The organism is Exiguobacterium sp. R-17, from assembly GCF_049913315.1.
Lineage (GTDB): Bacteria > Bacillota > Bacilli > Exiguobacteriales > Exiguobacteriaceae > Exiguobacterium_A.
Genome location: NZ_CP184372.1, coordinates 2081641 through 2105363 on the forward strand (window position 1 = coordinate 2081641; position 23723 = coordinate 2105363).

General features: G+C 48.2%; 26 protein-coding genes and 1 other annotated feature. Of the genes, 3 read left to right on the forward strand and 23 right to left on the reverse strand.

The annotated features are described in order from the left end of the window. Positions 1-18 precede the first annotated feature (18 nt). From ACN9MT_RS11120 to ACN9MT_RS11230, 23 genes are all read right to left on the reverse strand, one after another. Positions 19-1287, reverse strand: coding sequence for a hemolysin family protein (locus ACN9MT_RS11120; RefSeq protein ID WP_426272173.1), 1269 nt, complete (start codon positions 1285-1287; stop codon positions 19-21). Between the two features lie 53 nt (positions 1288-1340). Then, positions 1341-2636, reverse strand: a complete 1296-nt coding sequence (gene obgE, locus ACN9MT_RS11125) for a GTPase ObgE (protein WP_087681178.1) — start codon at positions 2634-2636, stop codon at positions 1341-1343. 15 nt (positions 2637-2651) lie between these two features. Further along, positions 2652-3134, reverse strand: a complete 483-nt coding sequence (locus ACN9MT_RS11130; protein ID WP_308101818.1) for a Spo0B domain-containing protein — start codon at positions 3132-3134, stop codon at positions 2652-2654. A gap of 68 nt (positions 3135-3202) precedes the next feature. Beyond that, on the reverse strand, positions 3203-3481 hold the full coding sequence (gene rpmA / locus ACN9MT_RS11135) for a 50S ribosomal protein L27 (RefSeq protein ID WP_012370976.1): 279 nt from the start codon (positions 3479-3481) through the stop codon (positions 3203-3205). A 14-nt stretch (positions 3482-3495) separates the two neighbouring features. Further along, complete coding sequence (locus tag ACN9MT_RS11140) at positions 3496-3834, reverse strand: ribosomal-processing cysteine protease Prp (RefSeq protein WP_023468945.1); 339 nt, start codon at positions 3832-3834, stop codon at positions 3496-3498. A gap of 3 nt (positions 3835-3837) precedes the next feature. Beyond that, a complete protein-coding gene (rplU, locus tag ACN9MT_RS11145) occupies positions 3838-4146 on the reverse strand; it encodes a 50S ribosomal protein L21 (protein WP_012370978.1) in 309 nt (102 codons plus the stop codon). A gap of 15 nt (positions 4147-4161) precedes the next feature. Then, positions 4162-4231: a sequence feature (ribosomal protein L21 leader region), on the reverse strand. A gap of 74 nt (positions 4232-4305) precedes the next feature. After that, complete coding sequence (locus ACN9MT_RS11150) at positions 4306-5646, reverse strand: ribonuclease E/G (RefSeq protein WP_056062534.1); 1341 nt, start codon at positions 5644-5646, stop codon at positions 4306-4308. A gap of 63 nt (positions 5647-5709) precedes the next feature. After that, positions 5710-6513, reverse strand: coding sequence for a septum site-determining protein MinD (gene minD / locus ACN9MT_RS11155; RefSeq protein WP_029342255.1), 804 nt, complete (start codon positions 6511-6513; stop codon positions 5710-5712). 50 nt (positions 6514-6563) lie between these two features. Continuing rightward, positions 6564-7238: a septum site-determining protein MinC gene (locus ACN9MT_RS11160; RefSeq protein WP_035406484.1), complete on the reverse strand. Its 675-nt coding sequence runs from the start codon at positions 7236-7238 to the stop codon at positions 6564-6566. A gap of 3 nt (positions 7239-7241) precedes the next feature. After that, positions 7242-7745, reverse strand: a complete 504-nt coding sequence (gene mreD / locus ACN9MT_RS11165) for a rod shape-determining protein MreD (protein ID WP_035406481.1) — start codon at positions 7743-7745, stop codon at positions 7242-7244. After that, positions 7738-8622, reverse strand: a complete 885-nt coding sequence (mreC, locus tag ACN9MT_RS11170; protein ID WP_056062539.1) for a rod shape-determining protein MreC — start codon at positions 8620-8622, stop codon at positions 7738-7740. The genes mreD and mreC overlap by 8 nt, the downstream gene beginning before the upstream one ends. 14 nt (positions 8623-8636) lie before the next feature. Next, complete coding sequence (locus ACN9MT_RS11175) at positions 8637-9671, reverse strand: rod shape-determining protein (protein ID WP_029342258.1); 1035 nt, start codon at positions 9669-9671, stop codon at positions 8637-8639. Positions 9672-9833: 162 nt separating this feature from the next. Next, a complete protein-coding gene (radC, locus tag ACN9MT_RS11180; protein ID WP_290785805.1) occupies positions 9834-10466 on the reverse strand; it encodes a RadC family protein in 633 nt (210 codons plus the stop codon). A 46-nt stretch (positions 10467-10512) separates the two neighbouring features. After that, a complete protein-coding gene (locus ACN9MT_RS11185) occupies positions 10513-11088 on the reverse strand; it encodes a Maf family protein (protein WP_290785242.1) in 576 nt (191 codons plus the stop codon). A 107-nt stretch (positions 11089-11195) separates the two neighbouring features. Continuing rightward, on the reverse strand, positions 11196-11930 hold the full coding sequence (locus ACN9MT_RS11190) for a hypothetical protein (RefSeq protein WP_290751819.1): 735 nt from the start codon (positions 11928-11930) through the stop codon (positions 11196-11198). Continuing rightward, the gene (locus tag ACN9MT_RS11195) at positions 11927-13666 is read right to left on the reverse strand and encodes a fimbrial assembly protein (RefSeq protein ID WP_426272174.1); all 1740 of its coding nucleotides are present in this window, start codon (positions 13664-13666) and stop codon (positions 11927-11929) included. The genes ACN9MT_RS11190 and ACN9MT_RS11195 overlap by 4 nt, the downstream gene beginning before the upstream one ends. 18 nt (positions 13667-13684) lie before the next feature. Beyond that, positions 13685-14440, reverse strand: coding sequence for a prepilin peptidase (locus tag ACN9MT_RS11200; protein ID WP_035406466.1), 756 nt, complete (start codon positions 14438-14440; stop codon positions 13685-13687). A 57-nt stretch (positions 14441-14497) separates the two neighbouring features. Then, positions 14498-15025, reverse strand: a complete 528-nt coding sequence (locus ACN9MT_RS11205; protein WP_056062556.1) for a type II secretion system protein — start codon at positions 15023-15025, stop codon at positions 14498-14500. Between the two features lie 138 nt (positions 15026-15163). After that, the gene (locus tag ACN9MT_RS11210; protein ID WP_290785251.1) at positions 15164-16381 is read right to left on the reverse strand and encodes a type II secretion system F family protein; all 1218 of its coding nucleotides are present in this window, start codon (positions 16379-16381) and stop codon (positions 15164-15166) included. A 4-nt stretch (positions 16382-16385) separates the two neighbouring features. Next, on the reverse strand, positions 16386-17432 hold the full coding sequence (locus ACN9MT_RS11215; protein ID WP_426272175.1) for a type IV pilus twitching motility protein PilT: 1047 nt from the start codon (positions 17430-17432) through the stop codon (positions 16386-16388). Then, positions 17429-19093 carry a GspE/PulE family protein gene (locus tag ACN9MT_RS11220; RefSeq protein ID WP_426272176.1) on the reverse strand — a complete coding sequence of 555 codons (1665 nt, stop codon included), beginning with the start codon at positions 19091-19093 and terminating at the stop codon, positions 17429-17431. Before ACN9MT_RS11220 ends, ACN9MT_RS11215 begins: the two co-directional genes overlap by 4 nt. An 8-nt stretch (positions 19094-19101) precedes the next feature. Beyond that, on the reverse strand, positions 19102-19416 hold the full coding sequence (locus ACN9MT_RS11225; protein ID WP_426272177.1) for a hypothetical protein: 315 nt from the start codon (positions 19414-19416) through the stop codon (positions 19102-19104). Between the two features lie 15 nt (positions 19417-19431). Then, a complete protein-coding gene (locus ACN9MT_RS11230; RefSeq protein WP_426272178.1) occupies positions 19432-20793 on the reverse strand; it encodes a G5 domain-containing protein in 1362 nt (453 codons plus the stop codon). Between the two features lie 190 nt (positions 20794-20983). Between ACN9MT_RS11230 and ACN9MT_RS11235 the strand changes: the two genes are divergently transcribed. From ACN9MT_RS11235 to ACN9MT_RS11245, 3 genes are read left to right on the forward strand one after another with little or no spacing between them, the layout of a single operon-like run. Then, positions 20984-21511 carry a prepilin-type N-terminal cleavage/methylation domain-containing protein gene (locus tag ACN9MT_RS11235; RefSeq protein ID WP_426272179.1) on the forward strand — a complete coding sequence of 176 codons (528 nt, stop codon included), beginning with the start codon at positions 20984-20986 and terminating at the stop codon, positions 21509-21511. Continuing rightward, positions 21474-22094, forward strand: coding sequence for a type II secretion system protein (locus tag ACN9MT_RS11240; RefSeq protein WP_426272180.1), 621 nt, complete (start codon positions 21474-21476; stop codon positions 22092-22094). Before ACN9MT_RS11235 ends, ACN9MT_RS11240 begins: the two co-directional genes overlap by 38 nt. Before the next feature lie 18 nt (positions 22095-22112). After that, positions 22113-23684: a type IV pilus modification PilV family protein gene (locus ACN9MT_RS11245; protein WP_426272181.1), complete on the forward strand. Its 1572-nt coding sequence runs from the start codon at positions 22113-22115 to the stop codon at positions 23682-23684. Positions 23685-23723: the final 39 nt, after the last annotated feature.

Below are 23723 nucleotides of genomic sequence, written 5' to 3' on the forward strand. Positions count from 1 at the left end.
AATAAGCGGTTTTTATTATTAAATCGGTTCAAGTGGTGGCTCTTGCATCGTAGCGGGAGGATCAAACGTCGCTAAGACTTTCCGGACGCGGCGGTTCTCGATATGCAAGACCGTCAACGTGACACGTTCATAACGCATCGCCGTTCCGACGTCCGGCAGTTGTCCGCTTTCCTCCATGATCCATCCCCCGAGTGACTGGGCATCGGTGTCCGGCATCGTCAATTGAAATTGCTGACAGAAGTCTTCAATGTCATACTCCGCTAGACATTCGAATTGTTCTGGACCAATCCGTTTCGTGTATTCCAATGATTCATCGTGTTCATCCCAAATCTCCCCGACAATTTCTTCTAAAATATCCTCAAGGGTGATCAGACCTGCCGTCCCTCCGAACTCATCGAGTACGACTGCCATATGGGACTGCTTGACTTTGAGTTCCGGCAATAAATCCATCAATCGTGTCTGTGGTACGACGAACGATACCGGTCGAATCCATTCCCGGATATCGACGGAACCATTCTTCACGTATGCACGCAGAAAGTCCCGCTCCGATAATACACCAATGACGTGATCAATCGAATCTTTATAGACCGGTAGACGAGAATAGCCACCCTTCTGGACCTCTGCAAGGATGTCTTCGAGCCGCGCATCGATATCGATCGCTTGAATATCCATGCGTGGCGTCAAAGCATTCTCTACCGTTGCATGTTGAAAATCAACCGCCTGGTGGACAAGTTCAGCTTCAGCGATTCCCATGATTCCCTCTTCCTGACTGATATCGACGAGTGCCTTGAGTTCCTGTTCGGTCACGAGTGGCCCTTTCGGATCGGCTCCAATCAATCGAAGCGCAAACTGGCGTAAGCGGAGTAACAGGAAAACGAGCGGTCGAAAGCACAGTAAGAAGAAGCGCAGTGGACGTCCGATCAATAACACGTAACGTTCCGTATGCTCACGGGCATACGATTTCGGAATCAATTCTCCAAACAACAGCAACAGAAAGAACAGCCCAAGAAAGGCAATGGTCTGCGTTGCGATCGTCTCGGCGAACTGGATAATCCACCAGCCGCCAAACAAGATGAATCCGACATTGACGAGCGTATTCCCGATCAAAATCGACGTCAATGTCTCCTCATAACGTTGAAGCAACCGAAACACACGGGACGCACGCGCGTCCCCTGCTTCAGACTGGTGCAACAACCGCAACCGATTGACACTCGCGAGTGCTGTCTCGGCTGAGGAAAAGAACGCGGATAAGATGAGAATCGGAATTAACCAAACGAATGAAATCATGGGCAATGGGTCCACGATGCTTTCACACTCCGTTTCTTAATGGAATGAACCGCTTAGAAGGATGACTCAACGAATTCAAATTCGAAATCACGGATTCGAACGACATCGCCGTCGATTGCACCAAGACGACGTAACTCTTCGTCGACACCCATTTGACGCAGTGTCCGAGCGAAACGTTTAATCGATTCTTCACGCATGAAGTTCGTCATCGTGAAGAGTTTTTCGATTCGTGGTCCTTTGATGACGAAGCAGTCGTCTTCATCTTTCGAAATCGTAAAGCCGGCTTCAGGTGCTTCATAACCGTAGACGACACGTGGTGTCGCTGTTTTCTCTTCGAGTTCCTCAAGACCGAATTCTGGCGTCGCATCAACGAGGTCAGCGATTCGGAATAAGAGATCACGTAATCCTTGGCGTGTTGCTGCTGAAATCTCGAATACTTCAAGCTCTGGGAAAGCTTCCTTGAAGGCTTCAAGGTGTTCTGCCGCATCCGGCATATCCATCTTGTTCGCGACGACGACTTGTGGACGCTCTGTCAAGCGGAGATTATAGTCCGCGAGTTCTTTATTGATGATGTTGTAGTCTTCGATTGGATCGCGTCCTTCCATCCCACTCATGTCGATGACGTGGACGATCACTTTCGTCCGCTCGACGTGACGCAGGAACTGATGACCGAGTCCGACGCCTTCACTTGCGCCTTCAATCAATCCTGGCAAGTCAGCCATGACGAAGCTACGGCTATCTTCCGTTTCGACGACGCCGATGTTCGGTGTGATCGTCGTGAAGTGATACGCGCCGATTTTTGGACGTGCTGCTGAAACGACAGATAACATCGTTGATTTCCCGACACTCGGGAAGCCGACAAGACCAACATCTGCTAGCATCTTCAGTTCAAGTTTCAAGTACTTCTCTTCCCCTGGCTCACCGTTTTCTGCGTGCTCTGGAGCTGGGTTGGCTGGTGTCGCAAAACGTGTATTTCCACGTCCGCCACGTCCGCCGCGTGCGACGATCGCTTGTTGTCCATGATGGACAAGGTCAGCAATGACTGCGTTCGTATCGTCATCATAGACGACCGTACCAGGTGGAACCTTGACGATTAAATGCTCGGCTTTACGACCGTGCATCCCTTTTGACATCCCGTTTTCACCTTGAACCGCTTTAAAGTGACGTTTGTAACGGAAGTCCATCAATGTCCGAAGTCCTTCGTCGACTTCAAGGACGACGTGAGCTCCGTGACCACCGTCACCGCCAGCAGGACCGCCATCCGGAACGTATTTCTCGCGACGGAACGCTACTTGTCCACGTCCTCCGTCACCTGCTTTTACATAAATATTTACCTGATCGACAAACATGTCGGATCCCTCCTCTTACTTCTCTTCCTCAAACGGAAGACTTTCAATCTCAATCACACACTCATTTTCCGTCTGCGACTCGATTTCCATCGGCGTCACTAGATCCTTAAGGCGCGACATATCTAGTAGATCCCGATAGATCTCGATGGTCACGCCCTCGTGGAAGGTCACGGATACTTCTCCTACTCCTACATCAATCATGGTGATGGCTGCTTCGACGAGTTGCTTCAACCGCTCATCTTCCATGTGGGGTGCTCCGATGACATCATACGTCACAGTTTTGCCTGACCATTCAGCTTGCAGCAACGCCAGTGCGGTTTTCGGCAATCCGATTTGCGCTAGACGTCCTTCCCGAGATGCTTGCTCCCGGTACGCCGAACAGATCGACTCGACTGCTTGTTCGTCTCCGATCGCGCCATACGAACGGACGAGTTGTATCCGGTTCAACCACTCGTGACGAAGAGTCTTTAAAAGATCAAGTACCTGTTGTTCCTCCATCGGTCGTTCCCTCCTAAAAAAAACAGACCCTAACCCTCGAAAGTGGCTAGAGTCTGCTTCGTCGATCCTTATGCTGGGTAAACGCTGACTTGTTTCTTGTCGCGTCCGAGACGTTCGAAACGAACGACACCAGTTGCAGTTGCGAAAAGTGTATCATCGCCACCACGTCCGACGTTCATACCTGGGTGAATCTTCGTACCGCGTTGACGGTAGAGGATTGAACCAGCAGAAACAGTTTGACCGTCTGCACGTTTCGCCCCAAGGCGTTTCGATTGCGAGTCACGACCGTTCTTTGTCGAACCTACCCCTTTTTTCGATGCGAAGAACTGAAGATTAAGTTTCAACATGTGGAATCCACCTCCTATACTTGTTCAAGTTGGATAAACTCACCGTAACTTTCAGCGATGGTACCAAGCTGGACCAAAGTCGCCTCCAGTAACAATTGGGTGCGTTCACTGACATCCGGTGCTAAGTCAGCGTACGGTTCTACATAAAAGTAGCCACCCTCTTGTTGTTCTGCCATTTCAAGGAGCAGGACCTGCCCGAGTAATGCTTCTATGGCATTGTATGCCCCGAAGATCACCGACGATACGCCGGCACAGACAAGGTCGAGACCTGGTTCTGCAAACTCGGCATGTCCTGTCACTTCGATGGAGCGGACGAGTTCCGCTTCATCTCGTCGAATCTTGACACGTATCATGGCTTACGCTTCGATTTTCTCGATGCGGACCTTCGTGTAAGGTTGACGGTGACCTTGCTTACGACGGTAGTTCTTTTTCGCTTTCATTTTGAAGACAGTGATCTTTTTCGCGCGAGCGTGTTTGATGACCGTTGCTACGACCTTCGCACCTTCTACGAGTGGAGCGCCGACTTTAACATCGTCACCACCAAGGATCAATACTTCACCAAATTCAACTGTGCTGTCGACGTCTGCGTTTAATTTCTCAACGTAGATTTCTTGGCCAGCTTCGACTTTGACTTGTTTACCACCAGTTTTGATAATTGCGTACATTACGTGCACCTCCTCTTAGGAACTCAGACTCGCCATCACGGGCAGCAGATGCTTTAAAACCCGGTCTGTGCGGTTGTAGTCATTTGGGTGCTTCCAAACGAACTAACGTTATTCAGAATACCAAACGTTCTTCCACCTTGTCAATGCTGTTCTGAAGGATTATTCCGATCGCTTGATGAAATCGAGACAGTCCTGTGACGACCCAGTGAATAGGACGGCTGGATCGCCTTCTAACACGTGCACCTCGAGTGGTTGGCGAGAGATGAATTCGTCTTGTAACAAGTGACGCGGCGCGCGAATCACGACCGCTTCCGCATAGGTCGCGATCTCAAGCAATTTCGGTTCAATCAACCGATAGACGCTTAATCGTGTCCATTGACCGGATTCCTGCGATCGTTCCTGCAATGATTTTCCGTGTCGTTGTCGCGTCAGTTCGCATAAGCCCATCTTCGTAAATCCATACACTTCGATTTGTTTCGTCTCGAGTGCGGCTCGTTCTTTGAGAAGTTGGGTCACCCGTGTCTGACCTTTACTTGAGCCACGTAAAAAATCGATTGCAATCATCCCGCTGATATTACGTAACCGTAATTGCCGCATGACTTCGACGGCAGCCGCTTCGTTGATCTGGTCAAACGTCCGCTTTTGTTCCTTGACGGAAATCATCTTCCCGCTGTTGACGTCGATGACAGTCATCGTCTCGACTTCTTCAATCAAGAGATACGCTCCTCCGTCGAGCCAGACGACCCGTTGCATCGCTTTTTCGATTGCCCCATCAATGGCTTCCATCTCAGGTAAGCGCCCTTTTCGTAGCGATCGTTCAACGGACAGACCGAGTAATTCGAGTCGTTCTTTTTCCTGACGCGTCATGACGAGCGCATCGGTGACATGCGGAAGTCGCTTCGCTTCTTGGACGATCAATGCCTCGTCTTGCTCAAGACGCGGCGCCTGCAAAAGTTCTTTATGCCGTATCCGTAATGACTGTAACTCTTGTTTCAATTCGTCGATTGATGCTTTCGCTGCCTCCGTCCGGTAAAGAATCCCTTCTTCTTCCGTCGTCGTCAATTGCTCCGCCAGTTGACGCTGGACGACGAGATCCAACTTCCGACTGAAACGGACGCGGCGACCGTACGGGAAATAGACAAGATAACGTCCACCATAAGTGATGTTCTGCGTCACCTTGTGTTGCTTCGGTGCGACCCCTTCCTTGACGACCTGAACGAGCAATGTCTGCCCGACCTGGACGGCTTGTCCGATCGTTGGCACGTCCGGATAGCGACGAAGTGCTTCCACCGTTTCATTAAGCGGTAAGTAAAGCGGCGTACCGTCAGTCGCGATCAAAAAGGCTGCTCCGAGCGTCGGATGCAACCGGTCGACCTTGGCATAAACGAACGTTCCGACCCGGATCTCGTCACGCATCCGTTCATGATATTCAATCAATCGACCGCCTTCGACCAACGCCAATCGTTCGAGTGAAGCGGTCTGTTCACTAATCCATCGCATACTGATCCCTCCAAAAAAATTAGACTAGGCGCGACGATGTCGTCCTAGTCTAATTTCCCATTCTTATTTCATCCCAAGCATCTTCTTCAATTTGACGAAGAACCCTTTTTGCGGTTGTTCATTTAAATCAAGCAGTGGCACGGATTCTCCGAGAATCCGGCGGGCGATGTTCCGGTAGCCGAGTCCAGCCCGGTTATCCGGATTCATCGTCACAGGCACACCGCGGTGCGAAGCGGCGATGACTTCTTCATCATCGATGATCAGACCAAGTAGATCGATTGAAAGAATACGCATGATCTCATCGATATCGAGCATATCACCTGATGCCATCATGTGCGAACGCACCCGATTGATGACGAGTTTTGGAACGATGTTTCGTTCTGAGCGTTCGAGCATCCCAATGATCCGGTCCGCATCTTGGACGGCTGCTTTTTCCGGTGTCGTTACGACGACAGCTTCATCCGCTCCAGCAATCGCATTCATGAATCCTTGTTCGATTCCTGCCGGGCAGTCAATCAATACAAAATCGTATTCAAGTTTCAGCGTGTCGATGATTGCCTTCACCTGTTCGGGTGTGACGGAGGACTTATCCTTTGATTGAGCAGCAGGCAACAGATACATCTCTTCAAAACGCTTATCGCGGACGAGCGCTTGGTGCAATTTACATTGTCCCGTTACGACGTCAACGATGTTATAGATACTCCGGTTATCGAGACCAAGCACGATATCCAGATTGCGTAACCCGATATCTGTATCGACGAGACAAACCGAATGCCCCATCAATGCAAGTGCTGTTCCGATGTTCGCCGTCGTCGTTGTCTTACCGACGCCGCCTTTACCGGATGTGACGACGATGGCGCGTCCCATATTCGTCTTCGCCTCCATATGTACCTGTTCTTTCACTTGTTCCATATCCGTCACCCTCTTTCACTATCAATCGCAAACTGATCCATCCGCGCAAGCGGAACGGTTTGAAGGCGGGAGAATTCCACCCCGTCTTCGCCTAAAAATGCACAGCCCATATCGAGAGCAGGAATCGGTGCGTCATCCGGCTCCTCATGGACGGTTCCAGCGACCGCGACCCATTTCGGTTGCAACACACTTGCAGCGATGACTGCTTCCGTATTACCACCTTTACCTGCATGAACGGTACCACGCAAAGCTCCGAGACAATAGATACTTCCTGTCGCATGGACGACCGCCCCCGGATTGATATCTCCGATGATGACGATCGAACCTTCAACGTCTAATACGTGCCCACTGCGTGCCGTGCCACCAAAATAATGGAACGTCCGCTCTCCGTACAAGGCTTTTGCCTCGTCTTTCGTGATGCATTCACTGTCATAGCCTTTGAAAGAGAAGGAATCATGTCGCGCGACGATAGATTCGACGGCCGTCAACACCCCTTCATCGACATAACGTCGACCGAAGAAGAAGGTGATGGGTACGGCGCGTCCGTTCTCGACGGATTTGTCCGCAAGCGTCAACTCTAAATCGTCAAGAAATTCATCCACACTGCACCTTTCATTCACATAGACGGCGAGGCCACCACGATGGCCTTTCATCGTTACATAACGTTTACGCTCAATCATGACTCATCCTCTTTTCTCGTCAAGGGTCGACTGCACGAGTCGGGTCATCGGATAATACAGGATGATGATCCCGATCAACTGGGCAACCAAACTCCTTGGAATGATCTGTGTCGCGAGTTCTTGGAAGGAAACCCCGACACCAACGACCGAAGCCGTGAAGAAATATATATCGAGTTCATACAAAATGGCACTGAACGTGAACGTGACGAGAATCGTCAATACGTTCTCCTTTACATATTTTAGCACGAAGCTACTAAAAAGCGGAATGGCGGATAACGCAAATAAGTAAATTCCGATAATATCCGAGTACACGAAATCATAGAGCAATCCGAAAACGAGTCCGAATCCGAGTGCTTGTTCAAGCTTCCCGTACCGACCGAGGAACATCAGACCGATCAAGGTCGTATGAATGACATACGGCGAACCATCTCCAAGCGGTCCCGCGAACAACGTTCCTTCTAAGATAAAAAGAAGGAACACGGCGAAAAACAACTTAACGTTATTCACGAGTGTCCCCTCCCTTATCGGTCTCAGCGAAAGGTTCCTTCGCTTCGCGTTCAATCACGAAGACATGACCGAACTGTTCGAAGTCTGCTGCCGGTTTGACGTATGCGATTTTCGAAGCCCCATACTGATCGGATTTCACTTCTTCGATTTTTCCGATGACGATCCCGCTCGGATACTTTCCACCAAGACCGGACGTCGTGACGGTCTGCCCTTTTTTCAGCTTCGCGTCGTTCGGAATTTTCGTGAACTTGAGTAGTTTCGTCTCTTCATCGAAGCCTTCAATCGTTCCGAAGACTCCTTTTCCTTTCGTGTCGTCTGCCGTTGCCGAAACGTTATTCGTCCGACTCGTATCCGACATCAACTGCACAAGGGACGTATAAGCGCTCGCCTGGATGACGCGACCGATCAATCCATCTGCTGTTACGACGGCCATGTTCGGTTTGACCCCTTTTTGTTCGCCGATGTTAATCGTCACGAACCGTTGCCATTCGGACGATGTCCGCCCGATCATCTCTGCCGGTAACAGTTTATAGTCGCGAATCGAACCTTTGAGGTCGAGCATGTCTTTTAATTCTTTATTCTCACGCTCAAGATCACGGACTTTCACGGCATTGCCGGCATAGTCGTTCAATCGTGATTTCAAGTGTTCATTCTCTTTGTACACATCACGCACTTCTTTAATCGAAGTGACCGTATCATCAATCCAGCCAATCGGTGTCGCGAAAAGGCGTTGACCGACGCCCACGGTATCACGCACGAAGCTTTGATACCAGTGGGATTGGTTACGCCCTTGCAGCGAAATCCCGATTAAGATCACCAAAAGGAGAAAACTAAGGAGTGTGATGAGCAGTTTTCGATTATTTAAAAATCGCTTCATCGCTCATCCCGTCCTTATCTTTTTTGCGAGATGCCTGATTTCGAACGAAGGACATTCATCATCTCGAGTGATTTTCCTGTACCGATTGCGACACAATCAAGTGCGTTTTCTGCAACAAGTGTCAAAATACGTGTTTCGTCTTCGATGACAGCGTCGAGGTTCTTTAAGAGCGCCCCACCACCTGTCAGGACGATACCGCGGTCCATGACGTCTGCTGATAATTCAGGAGGTGTCTGCTCAAGCGTGTGCTTAACACCTGCAAGAATTGCTTCGACCGTATCTGAAAGTGCGTCACAAATTTCAGCACTTGTGACTTCGATCTGTTTCGGAAGACCTGTGACGAGGTCGCGTCCACGGATTTCCATCGTTTCGTTTTCTGATTCTTCATCGATGCGAGCGTAACCGATCGTCATTTTCAACGTCTCAGCTGTCCGCTCCCCGATCATCAAGTTGTATTTCGATTTGATGTAACGAATGATGGACTCATCCATCTCATCACCACCGACACGGATCGATTGGCTTGTGACGATACCACCGAGTGAGATGACAGCAACTTCTGTCGTACCACCACCGATGTCGACGACCATCGAGCCTGTTGGTTCTGAAACCGGAAGACCTGCACCGATTGCTGCTGCGAATGGCTCTTCGATTGTATATGCTTCACGCGCACCCGCAAGTTTCGCTGCATCTTCAACCGCACGTTTTTCGACCGATGTAATACCGCTTGGTACACAGATCATGACGTTCGTCTTAGAAGAGAACAAGCCTTTTTTCTTTGAAGCTTGATCCATGAAATATTTGATCATCGTAGCGGTTGTTTCATAATCCGCGATAACCCCGTCTTTCATCGGGCGTCGTGCAGTCACGTTACCCGGCGTACGACCGATCATGTTTTTTGCTGCATTACCAACTGCCTCAATTTTCCCTGTATCCGTACGGAAAGCAACGACGGACGGTTCACGGACGACGATTCCTTGCCCCTTTACATACACGAGCGTGTTAGCCGTACCTAAGTCAATGCCGATTTCACGGCTGAATGATCCAAACATTATTCAAAAAACCCCTCTCTGAGAATACACTTCACTAATTATAACGGAAAAGCCTTCATTGGAAAGCGTTAAAACGTTACAGCTTGTTTACAGTTCGCCTTAGAAAACACACAAAAAAACGTCTGACGGAAAGAAACGAAACTTTCCCTTCAGACGTTATTCTTACATAAATCCGCGCTGTTTCATACTAATAAATTGTCCATGCCCGATGATGATGTGGTCAAGACAACTGATTCCAATGAGTCGTCCTGCCTCAACAAGTCGCTCGGATACCTCGATATCTTCCCGACTTGGCGTCGGATCACCGGACGGATGATTATGGACGGCAATGAAGTTCGCAGCCGAGCAGCGAATCGCTTCCCGGAAAACGTCTCGCGGGTGGACGATTGACGTGTTCAATCCTCCAATGAATAACGTCTTTTTCGAAACAACCTCATTTTTCGTATTCAAATACAGGCAGATGAAATGTTCCTGTTGATAGAGGCGCATCTCTTCTAACAACAGCTCCGCGGCGTCTTCCGGTGAACGGATCGTCGGTCGAATCCACTTCGGTTCCGTGACGAGACGGCGACCGAGTTCCAGTCCCGCCATGATTTGCAACGCCTTTGCCTTCCCGACACCTGGTGCTTTCTCGAGTCCACCGACTCCAGCTGCCTCGAGTTCAATCAGTGAAGGATAGATGTGCAGTAATTCTTCCGCGATTTCGAGCGGTGTCCGGTCGCGCGTTCCGCTTCGGACAAGACATGCCAGCAACTCGACTGTCGTCGCTTGTGCTAAGCCTTTCAACTGAACCATATCCTTTGGCCATTCAATCACAGCATCCGACCTCTCTGTTTCAGGATTACGCAAACATCGGCTTGATCGCAAAGGACGCGAAACGTTTCGTGATCTCGTGGATCGGCAATCCGACGACATTATAGTAATCACCCTCGATCGCTTCGACGAACAGACCACCCATCGCTTGAATACCGTACCCACCCGCTTTATCATAGGGCTCATTCGTCGCAATATAGCCTTCGATCCATTCGTTTGGCAATGCACCAAAATGAACGTGTGTCGTCACGTCGAATGTCTCTTCCTTCTCACCAAAGCGAATCGTTACTCCTGTCACGACTTCATGTGCGCGTCCCGATAGACGGGCAAGCATTGCCCGTGCCTCTCCCCTATCTGCCGGCTTCTCGAGAATCATATCGTCAATTGCAACGACTGTATCAGCTGCCAGAATGACACCGTCCGCTGTAATCGCTCGCGCTTTCTTTTGCGATAGATGACGGACGTATTCATGCGGGGACATCGGGTACGGCGCTTCTTCGACGACATTCGCTGGTACGACTGCGTGAACGATTCCGATTTGTTGCAAGAGTTCCGTCCGGCGCGGTGAAGCTGAGGCGAGAATCAAGTGTGGTTGCGTTATCATTAGTATCACGTTCTTTCCCATTAATTTCGAATCGGATAATTCGAGTCATCGAATAGTCTAACAAAAAACAAGCGGTCCCTAACAGCATAGGAACCGCTTGTTTTCTTTTAATTTCCTGTCACATCGACAAATGGATCCGACTTCGGTGTCTTCTCCTCGAGTGGCGTTTGCTTATCCGGCGTCAACTTTGTCAGGTCCGGACGATAATACGATTCAATCTCGACTGTGAATGAAAGCATCTCATCCTCAAGCAAAAGCGTCCCACTACTTGGACCCGGTTCTTCCGGTCCCGATAACTGGATTTGGCGTAAGACCGTGATTCGATCCGTCCGCTCGATTTGTTTTAAGAATGCCATCAATTCAAGATACGACGGGGCTTCAACCGTCAATGATGCCGGAAGTGGCGTCGCATTCGCTGTGGTCGTTCCTGTCGCCGCAGCTGTTGTCGCTTGATCTTGATCAGACTCCGTCGCCATTGCTCCGTCAACGGCAGGCGTTGATGTCACCGGTGACTGTGGCGTTGGCGTTGTGGTCGCCTGACCAAACGTGATCGACTGGACTTTGACACCGGCAATCTGACTCGACGCGTTAATCGCATCGATGACGTCATCGTTCGCTGCCGTCACCGGGACTTTTTGTTGCAGGAAGCTCGACTCAGCGACGTCGACTTTCTGTTCGTTCGCTTTCGCTTGCTCGAGCACCATCTGTTCCCGTTTCAACGTCGCTTCTTTTTCTTGCAACGTTTGGTGTGTCGTATAGGTCGTATAACCGAAGTAACCGACCGCACCGAGAACGATTAAGATCGTTAGACCGAGGAGGATGAAGCTACTATAACGTTTCAATTGTCCGGCACCTCCTCGATTTCAGTCGTTACATTCGGATCAGTCGTCTCCGTCGTCGGATCGGTTGAAGGAGTCGCTTCCGTCGAGCTATCCGTTTCCGATTCAGACGGCTGATCTTCTTTTGGTACTGCCGGATCAGCTTCGTTCGTTTCGCCTTTGACGACTTCCGTCGGGTTGACGTTCAACGAGAATTGTCCGATATAACGTGGTTCTTCAGATTTCGCATCATCCGACGGTGTAATTTCCGTCGTCGGAATTTCTTGCCCGGTCGTCGGATCAACCGTCGTCGTCGTAACGACATCCGCCTTTTCATTCATCGTCCGAGTCGTCACACTCGCAAGATTCGTTCCCAAGAAGACTTTATCCGTCAACAATTCACGATAAAAATCGTTTAGTTCATCGAGCGTTTCGAATTGGGTCGTCATCGTCACGGCATGATCTGTCCCATAGGCGAATTGAAGAATATAACCGCGTTCCGGGAGATAACGGGTAATCCGTTCAAGCGTCGGTACGGCAGGGCGCGGCGTCGTCTCGAGTCCTTCGACCGTCTGTTTGAGTTGCGCGACTTCCTGCTTTGCCGATTGGTCCGATTCCGACTGCAACTGACGGACGATCTGGATTTGATCGTTCGTCGATTCGACGCGATCCGCGAATTGATCGGTTTGCCAGTAGAGATAACCACCAGCGAGTCCGCCGAACAACAACAGAATGAGTGAAGCGACAAGCGGATATTTCGGTGCTTCGTCGTTTTCCGGTAATAAGTTGATGCGGTCTTTTCGCGGTGAAGCAAGACCAGCGAGCGGTAAGTACGCTCGTGGAATTGACTGTCCGTCGATCGTCATCATATCTGGAATTTCATCGAGACTTAAATCAAAGTTCGACCGGAAACGTGTTGCCAGTTCATCACGGAACGGGAAGTCCCCGGCAAGGACGACATTCGTGATTTCTCGTCCTTCGCGCGCGAGCGAAAATCGATAGAAATCGAGTACACGCGAGAACTCGAGCAACATCTCATCTAAGATGAGTTCGACCGTCGGATCATCCGAGCGGTAACGATAATGCAATTGATCATCGATGACATCAACATCCCACGCGTCAGCCGCAAACGTGTCGACCGAGCGAATCAGACGTGGCACGTGATCTTCGATGATGATCAGCTGGTGATTCGTCGCATTCGCATTCCAGATCAATAACGTATCAGCTTCCGTCGCGACCGGATGATGGGCTTCAATCCCGAAGTAGGTCGCAAGCGGTTGTGGTTCAGCTGCGACCAGTCGCAAATGCTTTTGTTTGAACAGTTGTGTGTATTGCTTGAGCGCCTCGTTTGGCGCGGCATAGAGCATGATTTCCCGCTTGCCGTCTTCTTCAAGAACCGTGTAATCAAAATATGGTTCTTCAAACGGTAAGACGATACTATGTCCGATCTCCATAAACAAATAGCCACGGATTTGATTCGTCTCGATCGTCTCCGGAATATCAAGTTTCCGGGCGAGAACGAGTGAACCATCGAGCGCGAGCACCGCTTGCGAACCACGCGGTACTTTTAGTTTCGTCAGTAACCCGTCAAAGATGAAATCAAGCGAGGCTTCCGGCTGTAACCAGCCTCCTTGCAGTGTTCCTGGCGGCAGCGCGACGACTGCCCGGCGCTTGATGACGCCTTTTTTGACGACCGCACCGAAGATTGCGACGTCGGTAAAATTAAAGTAGATATAAGTCCCTTTACGCCGTTGCGCCATATGTACGTTCTTCCTTTCTTAAAGCAGTAAATCGAGGTACCACGATACCCAATCATCCGCAAAATAATATGTCAGTAATGTTCCGACGGCAATCGACGGAACGAAGGGAATGGGTTGTTTCCGTTTCACGCGTCCGAGTCCAAGTAATGTTAAGCCAAGAACGGAACCAACGAATGCCGAGACGAACAAGGCAATGACGACGTGAAGCGGTCCAAGGAAGATTCCGAGCAGTCCGAACAGTTTGACATCCCCTGCTCCCATACCACGACGGGAAGCAAGAAAGATGACGAATAATAGAACGAACCCAACGATTCCACCAATAATTGGATTATACCAGTTTTCGAGTGGAGAAAGGTAGCGCACAATCAAGGCAATCGGCAAAAAGATGAGTAAAATTTTATTTGGAATCAGCATGTAGGCTAAGTCGGACATCGTCAGGATAAATAACAAGCTCGTCAGGACGAGCGTCAACGCCAGTTCCATCGACCAGCCGAACTGCCAAAAGGCATACGCGTAAAGAATACCTCCGAGTAATTCAAGCGCTGGATACTTGATTGAAATCGATTGTCCGCAAGAGCGGCACTTCCCACCAAGTACAGCATAACCGAGTACCGGTGTTAGTTCGAGCGGTCCTAAGACATGTCCACACGTCGGACAATGGGAGCGCGGATGAACGATCGACTCCCCGACCGGGACGCGCAGACCGACGACGTTCGTAAACGACGTGATGAGTAAGCCTAACAAGAAAAAATAAACCGTGAAGACGATCGTCATGACACGACCTCCCTTTCAAAAAAGTTCAGAAAAAAACCCCCGAGGAGGGGGTGGTAATTATTTCTTTTCTTGTACTCCACCGCGCTTCAATGCTGAAGGAGCTGAAGCATTGAAATAAGTATAATCTGTTGATTTACTAGTTAACGTAACTGCATATGTGTAAGAACCATTTTTCTCAGTGACGACTACATATGAATTTTTGTAATCTTCATCTGAGTTTAATGCATCTTTCATATCATCAATATATTTTTTCAAAGTGTCAGTACGCGGTGCTGCTGCAGTACCTTTAGAAACATCATTAGCCTCGATAGCGTTGTTATTGTCATTAACTCCAACTTTCACTGTTTCACCTGGTTGGACAGGATTTGAAGATGTATAAAGTTTTGCTGCTGCAACTAATTGCTTCGCATCGGAAACAACGGCATCCTTACGTGAGTTCTCGATCAACCCACCGATTGCGACGACAGCGATTGCTGCAATGATTCCTAAGATAACGACGACGACGAGTAACTCGATCAACGTCAATCCACGCTCATCGCGCATTTGTTTTGCATCTAACCAGATTTCTTTTAACCGTTCTACCATTTTCTTTATGCCTCCCTAGTACTTTTTCACTGTTCTTGGTTAGTAGGTAATACTATCCAGATGAATACTATTATAGTAGCACCATATTTTTTGTAGAATATGTCTTTTTTTCACATCAGGTAAATGTTTTTACAATTGTCAACTCGCTTGTATATCCGAGTAAATTTTAAACATCGGTACGACGACGGCAATGACGATGACACCAACGATTGCTGCTAAGACAACGATCAAGAGTGGCTCAATAATTGACTTTAAACGGTCTGTCGTCGTCTCGACTTCTGTCTCATAGAAGTTCGCGACTTCCGTCAGCATCGTATCAAGACGTCCTGACTCTTCCCCGATCGCAATCATCTGCGTGACGAGAGGTGGAAAATATTTGTTTTTCTCAAGTGGTTCGTGCATCGGAATGCCACGTGCCATCGCTTCGTTGGCGCCCGCAATCCCTTTCCGGATGATCCGATTCGTGACGATTCGCTCCGTGATGTCGAGTGAGGCTAAAATTGGGACGGAAGCATTAAGCAGGACGGACAGCCCCCGGGTCATCAAGGCAATCTGCGACTTTTGGATCAGGGGACCAAAAACGGGAATACTTAATAAAAAGCGATCGAAAAATAGTCGTTGGCGTTCGTTTTTTAAATTAAAGTACAGTAATCCAATTAATCCAAAAGCAATTAACAACATGACCCACCAGTACGCGACGAAGAAATCCGATACGGCGACGACGAGCTTCGTGATCAAAGGCAACTCACTACCAAGCTGATCAAAGATCGATGCAAACGTTGGTACGACGTTCATCATCAAGAAGACGACTACCCCCACGGCAACGAGTGAAACGACCGCTGGGTAGATCAATGCCGAGATGACTTTCCGTTTGATTTCATATTGTTTTTCAAGTTGGGTGACGATGTTATCAAGTGCTTCCTCGAGATTCCCACTCGCTTCTCCCGCCATCGCCATGCTGACGAAGAATGTATCAAAGACCCGTGGGTGTTTTTCAATCGCTTGCGAAAACTGAATCCCACTCCGTAAGTCATCTTCGACCTCAACGAGCGCCCGTTCGAGTGGTTTCGACTCCGTCTGCTTCCGCAGAATTTCCGTCGCCTTGACGATTGAGACACCGGACCGCACAAGTGTCGCGAACTGACGGGCATACATGACGAGATGTTCAATTTTCGGTTTTGCACTGAGAAACGTAATCTCGGTGTTTAATCCTTTTGACTCTTGCTTTTGAAGCGAAGTCACAGCAATCTGATCCGTCCGCAACCGTTCTGCGGCTTCTCGTTTCGTCAGTGCTGTAATCTTGCCTTTCTTTCGTTTGCCGGCCATCGTCCGACCTTCATAAATGAATACTGCCATGTGTTCACCCCGATATGTACGGTGATGCAGCAGAAGCCGGAATCAATCCCCGACTGACGAGATCCTGCAATGCCATCTGCATCGTCTGCATGCCGTATTGTTTACCCGTCTGCAGGACGGATTGAATCTGATATTCCTTACCGGTCCGAATCAAGTTCGAGACAGCTGGTGTATCGACCATGATTTCGAGGGCTGCGACGCGACCTGTTCCATCCGAACGCGGCATCAAGCGTTGCGAGATGACACCCGCAAGGACGTTCGCCAGTTGAGCCCGAATCTGGTCTTGTTGCTCTGACGGAAAAACATCGATGATTCGGCTAACCGTTGAGGCAGCCGTCGACGTATGGACCGTTGCAAAGACGAGGTGACCCGTCTCAGCTGCCGTCACGGCGGTCGCAATCGTCTCAAGGTCCCGCATCTCCCCAAGCAAAATGACATCTGGATCTTGACGGAGCGCTGACCGTAACCCGGTCGCAAAGCGTGGCGCATCGATCCCGATTTCTCGCTGATCGATTAGGCTTTTATGATGACTATGTAAGTATTCAATCGGATCTTCGAGCGTAATGATGCGTTTATACATCGTCTGATTGATTTCGTTGATCATCGCTGCAAGTGTTGTCGATTTTCCAGAACCAGTCGGACCCGTGACGAGAATCAAGCCGTGTGGTTTCGTTAAGAATCGTTTTAAAACAGGAGGCAACGCTAATTGCTCAAGCGTCGGCACCTCAGTCGGAATCGTCCGAAACGCTATTGATAAAGCACCCCGTTGATAAAAACAGTTGACCCGATACCGAGCGACACCGGTCACACCGAACGAAAAATCGATATCCCGGTCCTGTTTCAGCTGTTGATACATCTCTTCCGTGATCAATGACTGCACAAACCCATCAATGATGATCGGTTTCATCTTCTCCGTCCCAAAAGGTGTCAACGTCCCGTTGATCCGAAAGACGGGCGGTGATCCCGCCGTCAAGTGGACATCGGACGCTCCTCGTTCTTTTGAGGAGCGTAAAATATCTTCGATTTGTGCCCGTTCCATCGTACTGTTCATTCTGAAATCACCGTCCGTAAAATCTCTTCTGTCGTCGTAATACCGTCCGCGACTTTTGATAGACCATCTGCAAGTAGGAATCGTTGCCCTTGCTCCTTAACGTATGCTGTGATATCACTTTCCGTCGATTGGTTCATGATCATCCGGCGTAACACTTCGTCGACCATGATGACCTCTTGAATCGCAACCCGTCCACGGTAACCCGTCATATTACAAGACGAGCAGCCACGTCCACGCATCACCGTCGTCGCTTCGATTCCCTCTTGATCAAATAACTCTTGTTCTCGTTTAGAAATCGGATGGACTTCGCCACAATCACGACAGACACGGCGAACGAGTCGTTGAGCAATCAATCCACTGATTGAAGCGGCTACGAGGAACGGTTCGACTCCCATGTCAATCAATCGCGTGATCGAGCTAACGGCAGAGTTCGTGTGCAAGGTTGAAAGAACCAAGTGTCCTGTCAGCGAAGCACGAATCGAAATCTCAGCCGTCTCGATGTCGCGAATTTCCCCGACCATGACGACGTTCGGATCCTGACGAAGGATCGAGCGAAGACCACTCGCAAACGTCAATCCAATCTTCGCATTGACTTGGACCTGATTGATCCCATCGACCTGATACTCGACCGGATCTTCGACCGTGATGATGTTGCGTGACTCGTCGTTCAGCTCATTTAACGCAGCATACAATGTCGATGATTTCCCGGAACCGGTCGGACCGGTGATCAAAATGATGCCGTTCGGACGCTTCAGCATCTCCCGGAACTGTGATTCATTCCGCGAACTAAAACCGATTTTTGAAATCGAGATGTTCGAGTTCGAGCTGTCAAGAATCCGGATAACGACCTTCTCACCGTAAACAGTCGGCAAGGTCGAGACACGGAAATCATATGGTAATCCGTTAAAGACATATTTAATCCGCCCATCCTGTGGTAAGCGTGACTCGGTGATATCAAGTTCACTCATGACTTTGATCCGGGTCGTCAGAATGCTTTGGATCTGTTTCGGATAATTGTTCTCCGTTCGCAATTCTCCATCAATCCGGATCCGGATCGTCATTGACGTTTCCTGCGGATCCATATGAATATCCGATGCACGCTGCGCAATCGCGTTCTCTAGAATTTGGTTGACGAGCCGGATGATTGGTGCATCTTCGCGCGTCACGACATCACGAGATTGATCCGACTCCATCATGTCGTCAGATTCTAGCAGCTCTCGTAACGACGAATCAATATCATAGTACTTCAGAATCGTTCGTCTGATTTCGTCACGTGTCGCGATTCCGACATCAATCGATAAACCGGTCTGCATACGTAAATCATCAATCGCGATCAAATCCATTGGATCGGCCATCGCGATGAATAAACGGTTTCCTTCCCGGTAGACCGGGACGAGTGTATGTCGCTGTGCGAGGTCTTTTGAAATCAGTTTCGTGACGGCGACGTCAACTGGATAGTTGTACAACTGGATGATCGGAATCTTTAATTGGTGGTGTAGCGCCTCTAATAATTGTTGTTCCGTCAAGTGACCAAGTCGGAGCAGTGCATCCCCGAGTTTTTCGGTCGACCGTTTGACCGTCAACGCCTCTTCGACTTGCTGTTCCGTCACGAGGCTTTCTTCGATCAACATTTCCCCTAAACGTTTTCGTTTCATTGCCATTTAACGTGTCATCCTTCCGCGTGCCATGTTTCTTCTTCCTCTAACACATCCGGTTTTTGATGTTTTTCATCAACTATACTTGTCACGACTGCCGTCAACAAACATAAGACGACAATCCCCACGAGAACGAGTGGGTTTGTAATCCAGTCGAGTTGAATACTGAAATAGATCAACGTCACGATCAAAATCGCCGCAACAGATAAAATCGCTTTCGTCGTCACCGTCGTCACGTAAGGGATCGTCACCGCAAACATCAGACCGCAGATGATTGTCGCTAGACCGATGATGATACCGAGTTCAATTGCTATCGTCGTCCAGTTCATCTTGTTTCCTCCTTCTTATCCGACAGGTTCTCCTGTTGTTTCACCTTCTACTGGTGAAGCAGGATCACCCGTTTCGTTACTATCAGGTGTATCGGGTGACGTCGGACTTGTCGGAGACGTTGGTGTATCTGGCGTCTCGACGCCATCTGTCTGCGGTTCATCCGTCGTTTGGTCATTATTTGTATCCGTTGAATCATTGGAATCATTCGTATCCGTCGAATCATCAGCGTTCGTGTCGTCTTCTGGTTCAGGTACGACGACTGGTGCTTGTTCTTCTTGACTACTCTTTGTCACGATTGCTGGGATGGCTGAGTAAAAATCAAGAGACAATAACTGCTTCTTCTCCCCTTGAGTCGTCTTCGTCACACGATAGACTTCAATCGATTTCCCTTCTTCTCCCGCTTGTGTATCACTCGTCGTTCCAGCTGTAAGCGTTGCAGAATAACGTGTGATCGTCCGGAAGGGAATCGTTTTTTCGCCTTCAAGAATGGTCGTAACCGTTTCCTTGAACGGTGTGCCTCGCAATTCAAGCGTGACATCACTTCCGTTTTGTGTCGCAACGACACGATAGATGGATGCTTGTGTATTACGAACGGCAAAATCAGTTTTCTCGTCAATCTTGACATCGTATCCAAGTGTGACACCATCTGGTAACGACTCATGCGGCATCCGTTCGACGATTTCAAATGGTGTCTTTGCGAACAGTTCGTATAGCTTGCTACCGACATACGATCCTGCGACTGCATCCATACCGTACGTCTTGACATTCATCAATTGTCCCGGCTTGATTTCGACATTCATCATTGCCGTGATCATCTGTTCTTCAGCAGCAGAACGTGTCGAGAATGAAACCGTTGAAACGACCTCTCCTGTTGGATCGACTGCAGTTTCCGATTGAGCAGGATCAAAGTTTCCTTCCTGCAATGTTTTGCTCGTATCGATTAACCATGTCTTAAAGGCAACGAGTTGCTCATCCGAGTAACTGATCGGCTGTGTCGCCAGAAAATTCTCAAGCGCTGCTTCGTCTACCGCAACCATCAAGTCTCCACCTTTTTTCAAAGAAGCTTTTTTAACAGAGTCATCAGCGTTGATTTTCACGACTTCTGTTGGAATCGGTGTCGTCTCTTCTCCCGTTCCAGTCGACAGCGGCGTTTTCTTCGTCCACTCTGTAATCGCTTTCTCGACTTTCGATTGTGCTTCCTTTCGATCCATGCCACTGACTGGAACCGATCCAATACGTGCTGTCTCAGAAAATGTCGTGGGTGCCGTTGCTTTACCGGTAAAGGAAATCAAGGCAAACGATGGTACGTAAATCAGGGCTACAAGTACAAGTAATAAGAGTGTATGTATAACAAAACGCTTCGGATTAATCATCATCTGTTTCCTTTCTGTATGAATTTAATCATTTCAGGTACCTAGTATTTCCATTATAATGAATATTATGATGAAACATAAGTCCTATCCTGACAAATCCTTTCATGATCTGTGAATAGGTGCTGTTTTTGATTTTCTAGAAAAATCATTGAGGACCTCTCATCCTCATCTATCATGAAGTAGAGGTGAATCCATGCAACGCGAGCAAGGCGGTTTTTCGCTAATCGAAGTACTAGTCAGTATCACGATTTTATCTATCATATCGGTATCTCTTATCAGTATTTTTTCTCAGTCACTGGCTGCTTCGCGTGACAGTACAGAGTTGACGTTCGCGAATTATCTGGCAAAAAACGCAACATCTTATATCAAGCGAGAAGCTTTAGAAGCGACACATGACGAACCATTCGCTTTTAGTTCTCTATCTACACAAGCAGACAAAGCCACTTATCTAAATGGAAACTATGTCATTCCCGAGCCTACGTCTCCTTCTTGTGGACTATCGGCTATATGTACATCAATCTTTACTAATCCTGAAATCAATAATATTGCCTTTGACGTCAAATACAGTGTGACACCTCGGAAAATAGAAGGAGTCGTTAATCCAAATCTTCTTGACCTACATGTATTCGTCTATATAGAAGGTACATCTGAACCGATTACGTCATTGAAAGGATCGATTACGAATGCGACGCTCAATCAAAGTTTTCCGACAACAAAATGATGGATTCTCACTTGTCGAATTGCTTGTTGCGATCGTCATTGCCTCGATTTTTAGTGCGGTCATTTTGACCGTATTCATTTCGGGTACGAAAAGCTTTCGGGCAACTGGGATCATCAGTGAACTACGCAGTGAAGCTGATAGTCGAGTCGGTATCATCTTAAATGAAATCGGTGGATTTGATGCAATTCGGGTCGATGAAACAAAACAATTATCGTTTTATAAAAGATCACTTCCTGTCTTGAATGCCGATACTGGATTACTTGAACGCGCCAGTGGATTCGAACCTTTTGACGCAACAGAAGAATCTTCTTCTTCTGAAGAGAAAGCGAGACCAGTCCGTTATACATTCGCAGAACAAACATTGGACAGTACCGAACTAACGTATGAATCAGCGACACAGTCAATCGACGACCAAACTGAATTACTTCAGACTTTCAAGTTATCGAGTCCGGAGTATCAAACCATTACATCAGGAACGTATCCGGGTCGCTACGTCATTCACGGTATTTTAACGATTACAACTACAATTCAATCGACAGATCAAGAGGAAGTTCAGACCTTCACGAGTACGATTGGGTTTTAACTCAGAAAGGAACACGGTATGCGTAAATCCGAACAAGGCTATACATTACTTTTCGTTCTTGTGACTTTAACAGTCCTGTCCGTTCTCGCTGTTGCGACGATCGGTATCAGCTTACAGTCGAATCGCCTGACTGAAATCCGTGAGACAGATATCGATGTCGAGACGACGACACAAAATGATCTTGATTTAGCAGTCGCCTCCCTGCAAAACATCGTCTCTAAGACGACCGGGACTTCACCAACGACTTCTTCTCAGGCATTGTTTGAGAATCTCGATAATTCTATCGTTTCACCCTTAAAAACAATTGTTCCGAACGTGACCGTCAAGCTGAATGAAACCGCATCAAACGTCCGGGTCAAAGCGTTTGATTTAACAGCGACAGTTTCAAAACAAAAAGGCGACCAGCCGACAATAAAAAAAACGTATCGACAACGTGTCTATTTATCTGCCATTCCTAGTTTTTTGTACTATACGTTAGGCTCAGATGATCAAGTCATCTTAAATGGTGCTCCCTTGATCGAAGGCAATATTTTTTCCCGCAACGCCCTGCAAGCAACTGCGACCCCGATATTCAAATACAATAATGAGGATGGTACCTTCACTAATACTAAAGCACTTCCCTACATCGCAGGTCAGGTACGCGTTTTCCAAGAGAAGACTCAGCCATTATTGAAGTGTGGGGATTACCTCGTGTGTGATAAAACGATTTTTGATCCGAAAGGTGCGACGGAGCTAGTATCAACGAAAGAAACATTAGTTCCGTTTGATTTCGACTATGCGTTGAACGATTTTTTGAAATTACCAGTGGATACGCCTTTTACGCAAGTGGCTTCTGCATTAAAAAATTCTTCAATTCCACAATCTATATTAAAGGGACCATTTTTAACAGAACTTGATACGAAGCGACAAATGATCAGTCCAGCATTGAATACAGGCAATACTGTGACATTGACAGATGATCTTGTTCAAGAAACACTCGAACCTTTGATCATTAACGGAAATTTAACGATTTCTTCGTTGAACCCTTTGACCCAGCCGCTTGAGATCAAACGTCCTCTCGTTGTTCTTGGCAACTTACTGATTCGAGGAAATGTTGGATTTGCAACGACGATTTATGCGACTGGAACGAGTCGTCTAGATGACGCAAACATTCAAGGGCTGACTTCAACTGCGAAACAAAATACATTGATTTTACTTAGTAAAGGAAATCTTGTCATTAACCGCGTCAATAAATTTTCGACGCCCCAAACGACTACACCTGATTTAAATGCGTTTCTATATAGTGACGACGATCAAAAAAATACGATTTATTCTGTAGGTTCGACGATGAATGTACGTGGAGGAATCTTCACGAAAGGACAACTCGAGGTGAATGCTTACCGTGGGAAACTGAATTTACCTGAAAATGCGTTCCCTGCAAACGTGACGGAGCTCGAAAAACTGATGGTCGCCAACAAATCACCGGATTTCGAAGCTTCCCGTTTACGCATGGCGTATGATGCGACAGTATTGAAAAACCCTACTGCACTACTTCCACTCAACCGAGCCGTCCAATTGTATGTTGAAACACCAAAACGTATTCAACCATAAGGAGCATGAAAAAGAGTCATTCGTCAGCGACGAACGACT

What these genes read in the sequence shown, in the direction of transcription:
- mreC (WP_056062539.1), bottom strand. Translation starts at nt 8,622, where the DNA reads ATGAAGCGATTTTTAAATAATCGAAAACTGCTCATCACACTCCTTAGT.
- ACN9MT_RS11210 (WP_290785251.1), bottom strand. Translation starts at nt 16,381, where the DNA reads ATGGCAGTATTCATTTATGAAGGTCGGACGATGGCCGGCAAACGAAAG.
- ACN9MT_RS11220 (WP_426272176.1), bottom strand. Translation starts at nt 19,093, where the DNA reads ATGGCAATGAAACGAAAACGTTTAGGGGAAATGTTGATCGAAGAAAGC.
- ACN9MT_RS11130 (WP_308101818.1), bottom strand. Translation starts at nt 3,134, where the DNA reads ATGGAGGAACAACAGGTACTTGATCTTTTAAAGACTCTTCGTCACGAG.
- ACN9MT_RS11175 (WP_029342258.1), bottom strand. Translation starts at nt 9,671, where the DNA reads ATGTTTGGATCATTCAGCCGTGAAATCGGCATTGACTTAGGTACGGCT.
- ACN9MT_RS11185 (WP_290785242.1), bottom strand. Translation starts at nt 11,088, where the DNA reads ATGATAACGCAACCACACTTGATTCTCGCCTCAGCTTCACCGCGCCGG.
- ACN9MT_RS11195 (WP_426272174.1), bottom strand. Translation starts at nt 13,666, where the DNA reads ATGGCGCAACGGCGTAAAGGGACTTATATCTACTTTAATTTTACCGAC.
- radC (WP_290785805.1), bottom strand. Translation starts at nt 10,466, where the DNA reads ATGGTTCAGTTGAAAGGCTTAGCACAAGCGACGACAGTCGAGTTGCTG.
- ACN9MT_RS11120 (WP_426272173.1), bottom strand. Translation starts at nt 1,287, where the DNA reads ATGATTTCATTCGTTTGGTTAATTCCGATTCTCATCTTATCCGCGTTC.
- ACN9MT_RS11215 (WP_426272175.1), bottom strand. Translation starts at nt 17,432, where the DNA reads ATGAACAGTACGATGGAACGGGCACAAATCGAAGATATTTTACGCTCC.
- ACN9MT_RS11150 (WP_056062534.1), bottom strand. Translation starts at nt 5,646, where the DNA reads ATGCGATGGATTAGTGAACAGACCGCTTCACTCGAACGATTGGCGTTG.
- obgE (WP_087681178.1), bottom strand. Translation starts at nt 2,636, where the DNA reads ATGTTTGTCGATCAGGTAAATATTTATGTAAAAGCAGGTGACGGAGGA.
- minD (WP_029342255.1), bottom strand. Translation starts at nt 6,513, where the DNA reads ATGGGACGCGCCATCGTCGTCACATCCGGTAAAGGCGGCGTCGGTAAG.
- ACN9MT_RS11245 (WP_426272181.1), top strand. Translation starts at nt 22,113, where the DNA reads ATGCGTAAATCCGAACAAGGCTATACATTACTTTTCGTTCTTGTGACT.
- rplU (WP_012370978.1), bottom strand. Translation starts at nt 4,146, where the DNA reads ATGTACGCAATTATCAAAACTGGTGGTAAACAAGTCAAAGTCGAAGCT.
- ACN9MT_RS11205 (WP_056062556.1), bottom strand. Translation starts at nt 15,025, where the DNA reads ATGGTAGAACGGTTAAAAGAAATCTGGTTAGATGCAAAACAAATGCGC.
- ACN9MT_RS11200 (WP_035406466.1), bottom strand. Translation starts at nt 14,440, where the DNA reads ATGACGATCGTCTTCACGGTTTATTTTTTCTTGTTAGGCTTACTCATC.
- rpmA (WP_012370976.1), bottom strand. Translation starts at nt 3,481, where the DNA reads ATGTTGAAACTTAATCTTCAGTTCTTCGCATCGAAAAAAGGGGTAGGT.
- ACN9MT_RS11230 (WP_426272178.1), bottom strand. Translation starts at nt 20,793, where the DNA reads ATGATGATTAATCCGAAGCGTTTTGTTATACATACACTCTTATTACTT.
- ACN9MT_RS11240 (WP_426272180.1), top strand. Translation starts at nt 21,474, where the DNA reads ATGCGACGCTCAATCAAAGTTTTCCGACAACAAAATGATGGATTCTCA.
- ACN9MT_RS11225 (WP_426272177.1), bottom strand. Translation starts at nt 19,416, where the DNA reads ATGAACTGGACGACGATAGCAATTGAACTCGGTATCATCATCGGTCTA.
- ACN9MT_RS11160 (WP_035406484.1), bottom strand. Translation starts at nt 7,238, where the DNA reads ATGATTGAGCGTAAACGTTATGTAACGATGAAAGGCCATCGTGGTGGC.
- ACN9MT_RS11140 (WP_023468945.1), bottom strand. Translation starts at nt 3,834, where the DNA reads ATGATACGTGTCAAGATTCGACGAGATGAAGCGGAACTCGTCCGCTCC.
- ACN9MT_RS11235 (WP_426272179.1), top strand. Translation starts at nt 20,984, where the DNA reads ATGCAACGCGAGCAAGGCGGTTTTTCGCTAATCGAAGTACTAGTCAGT.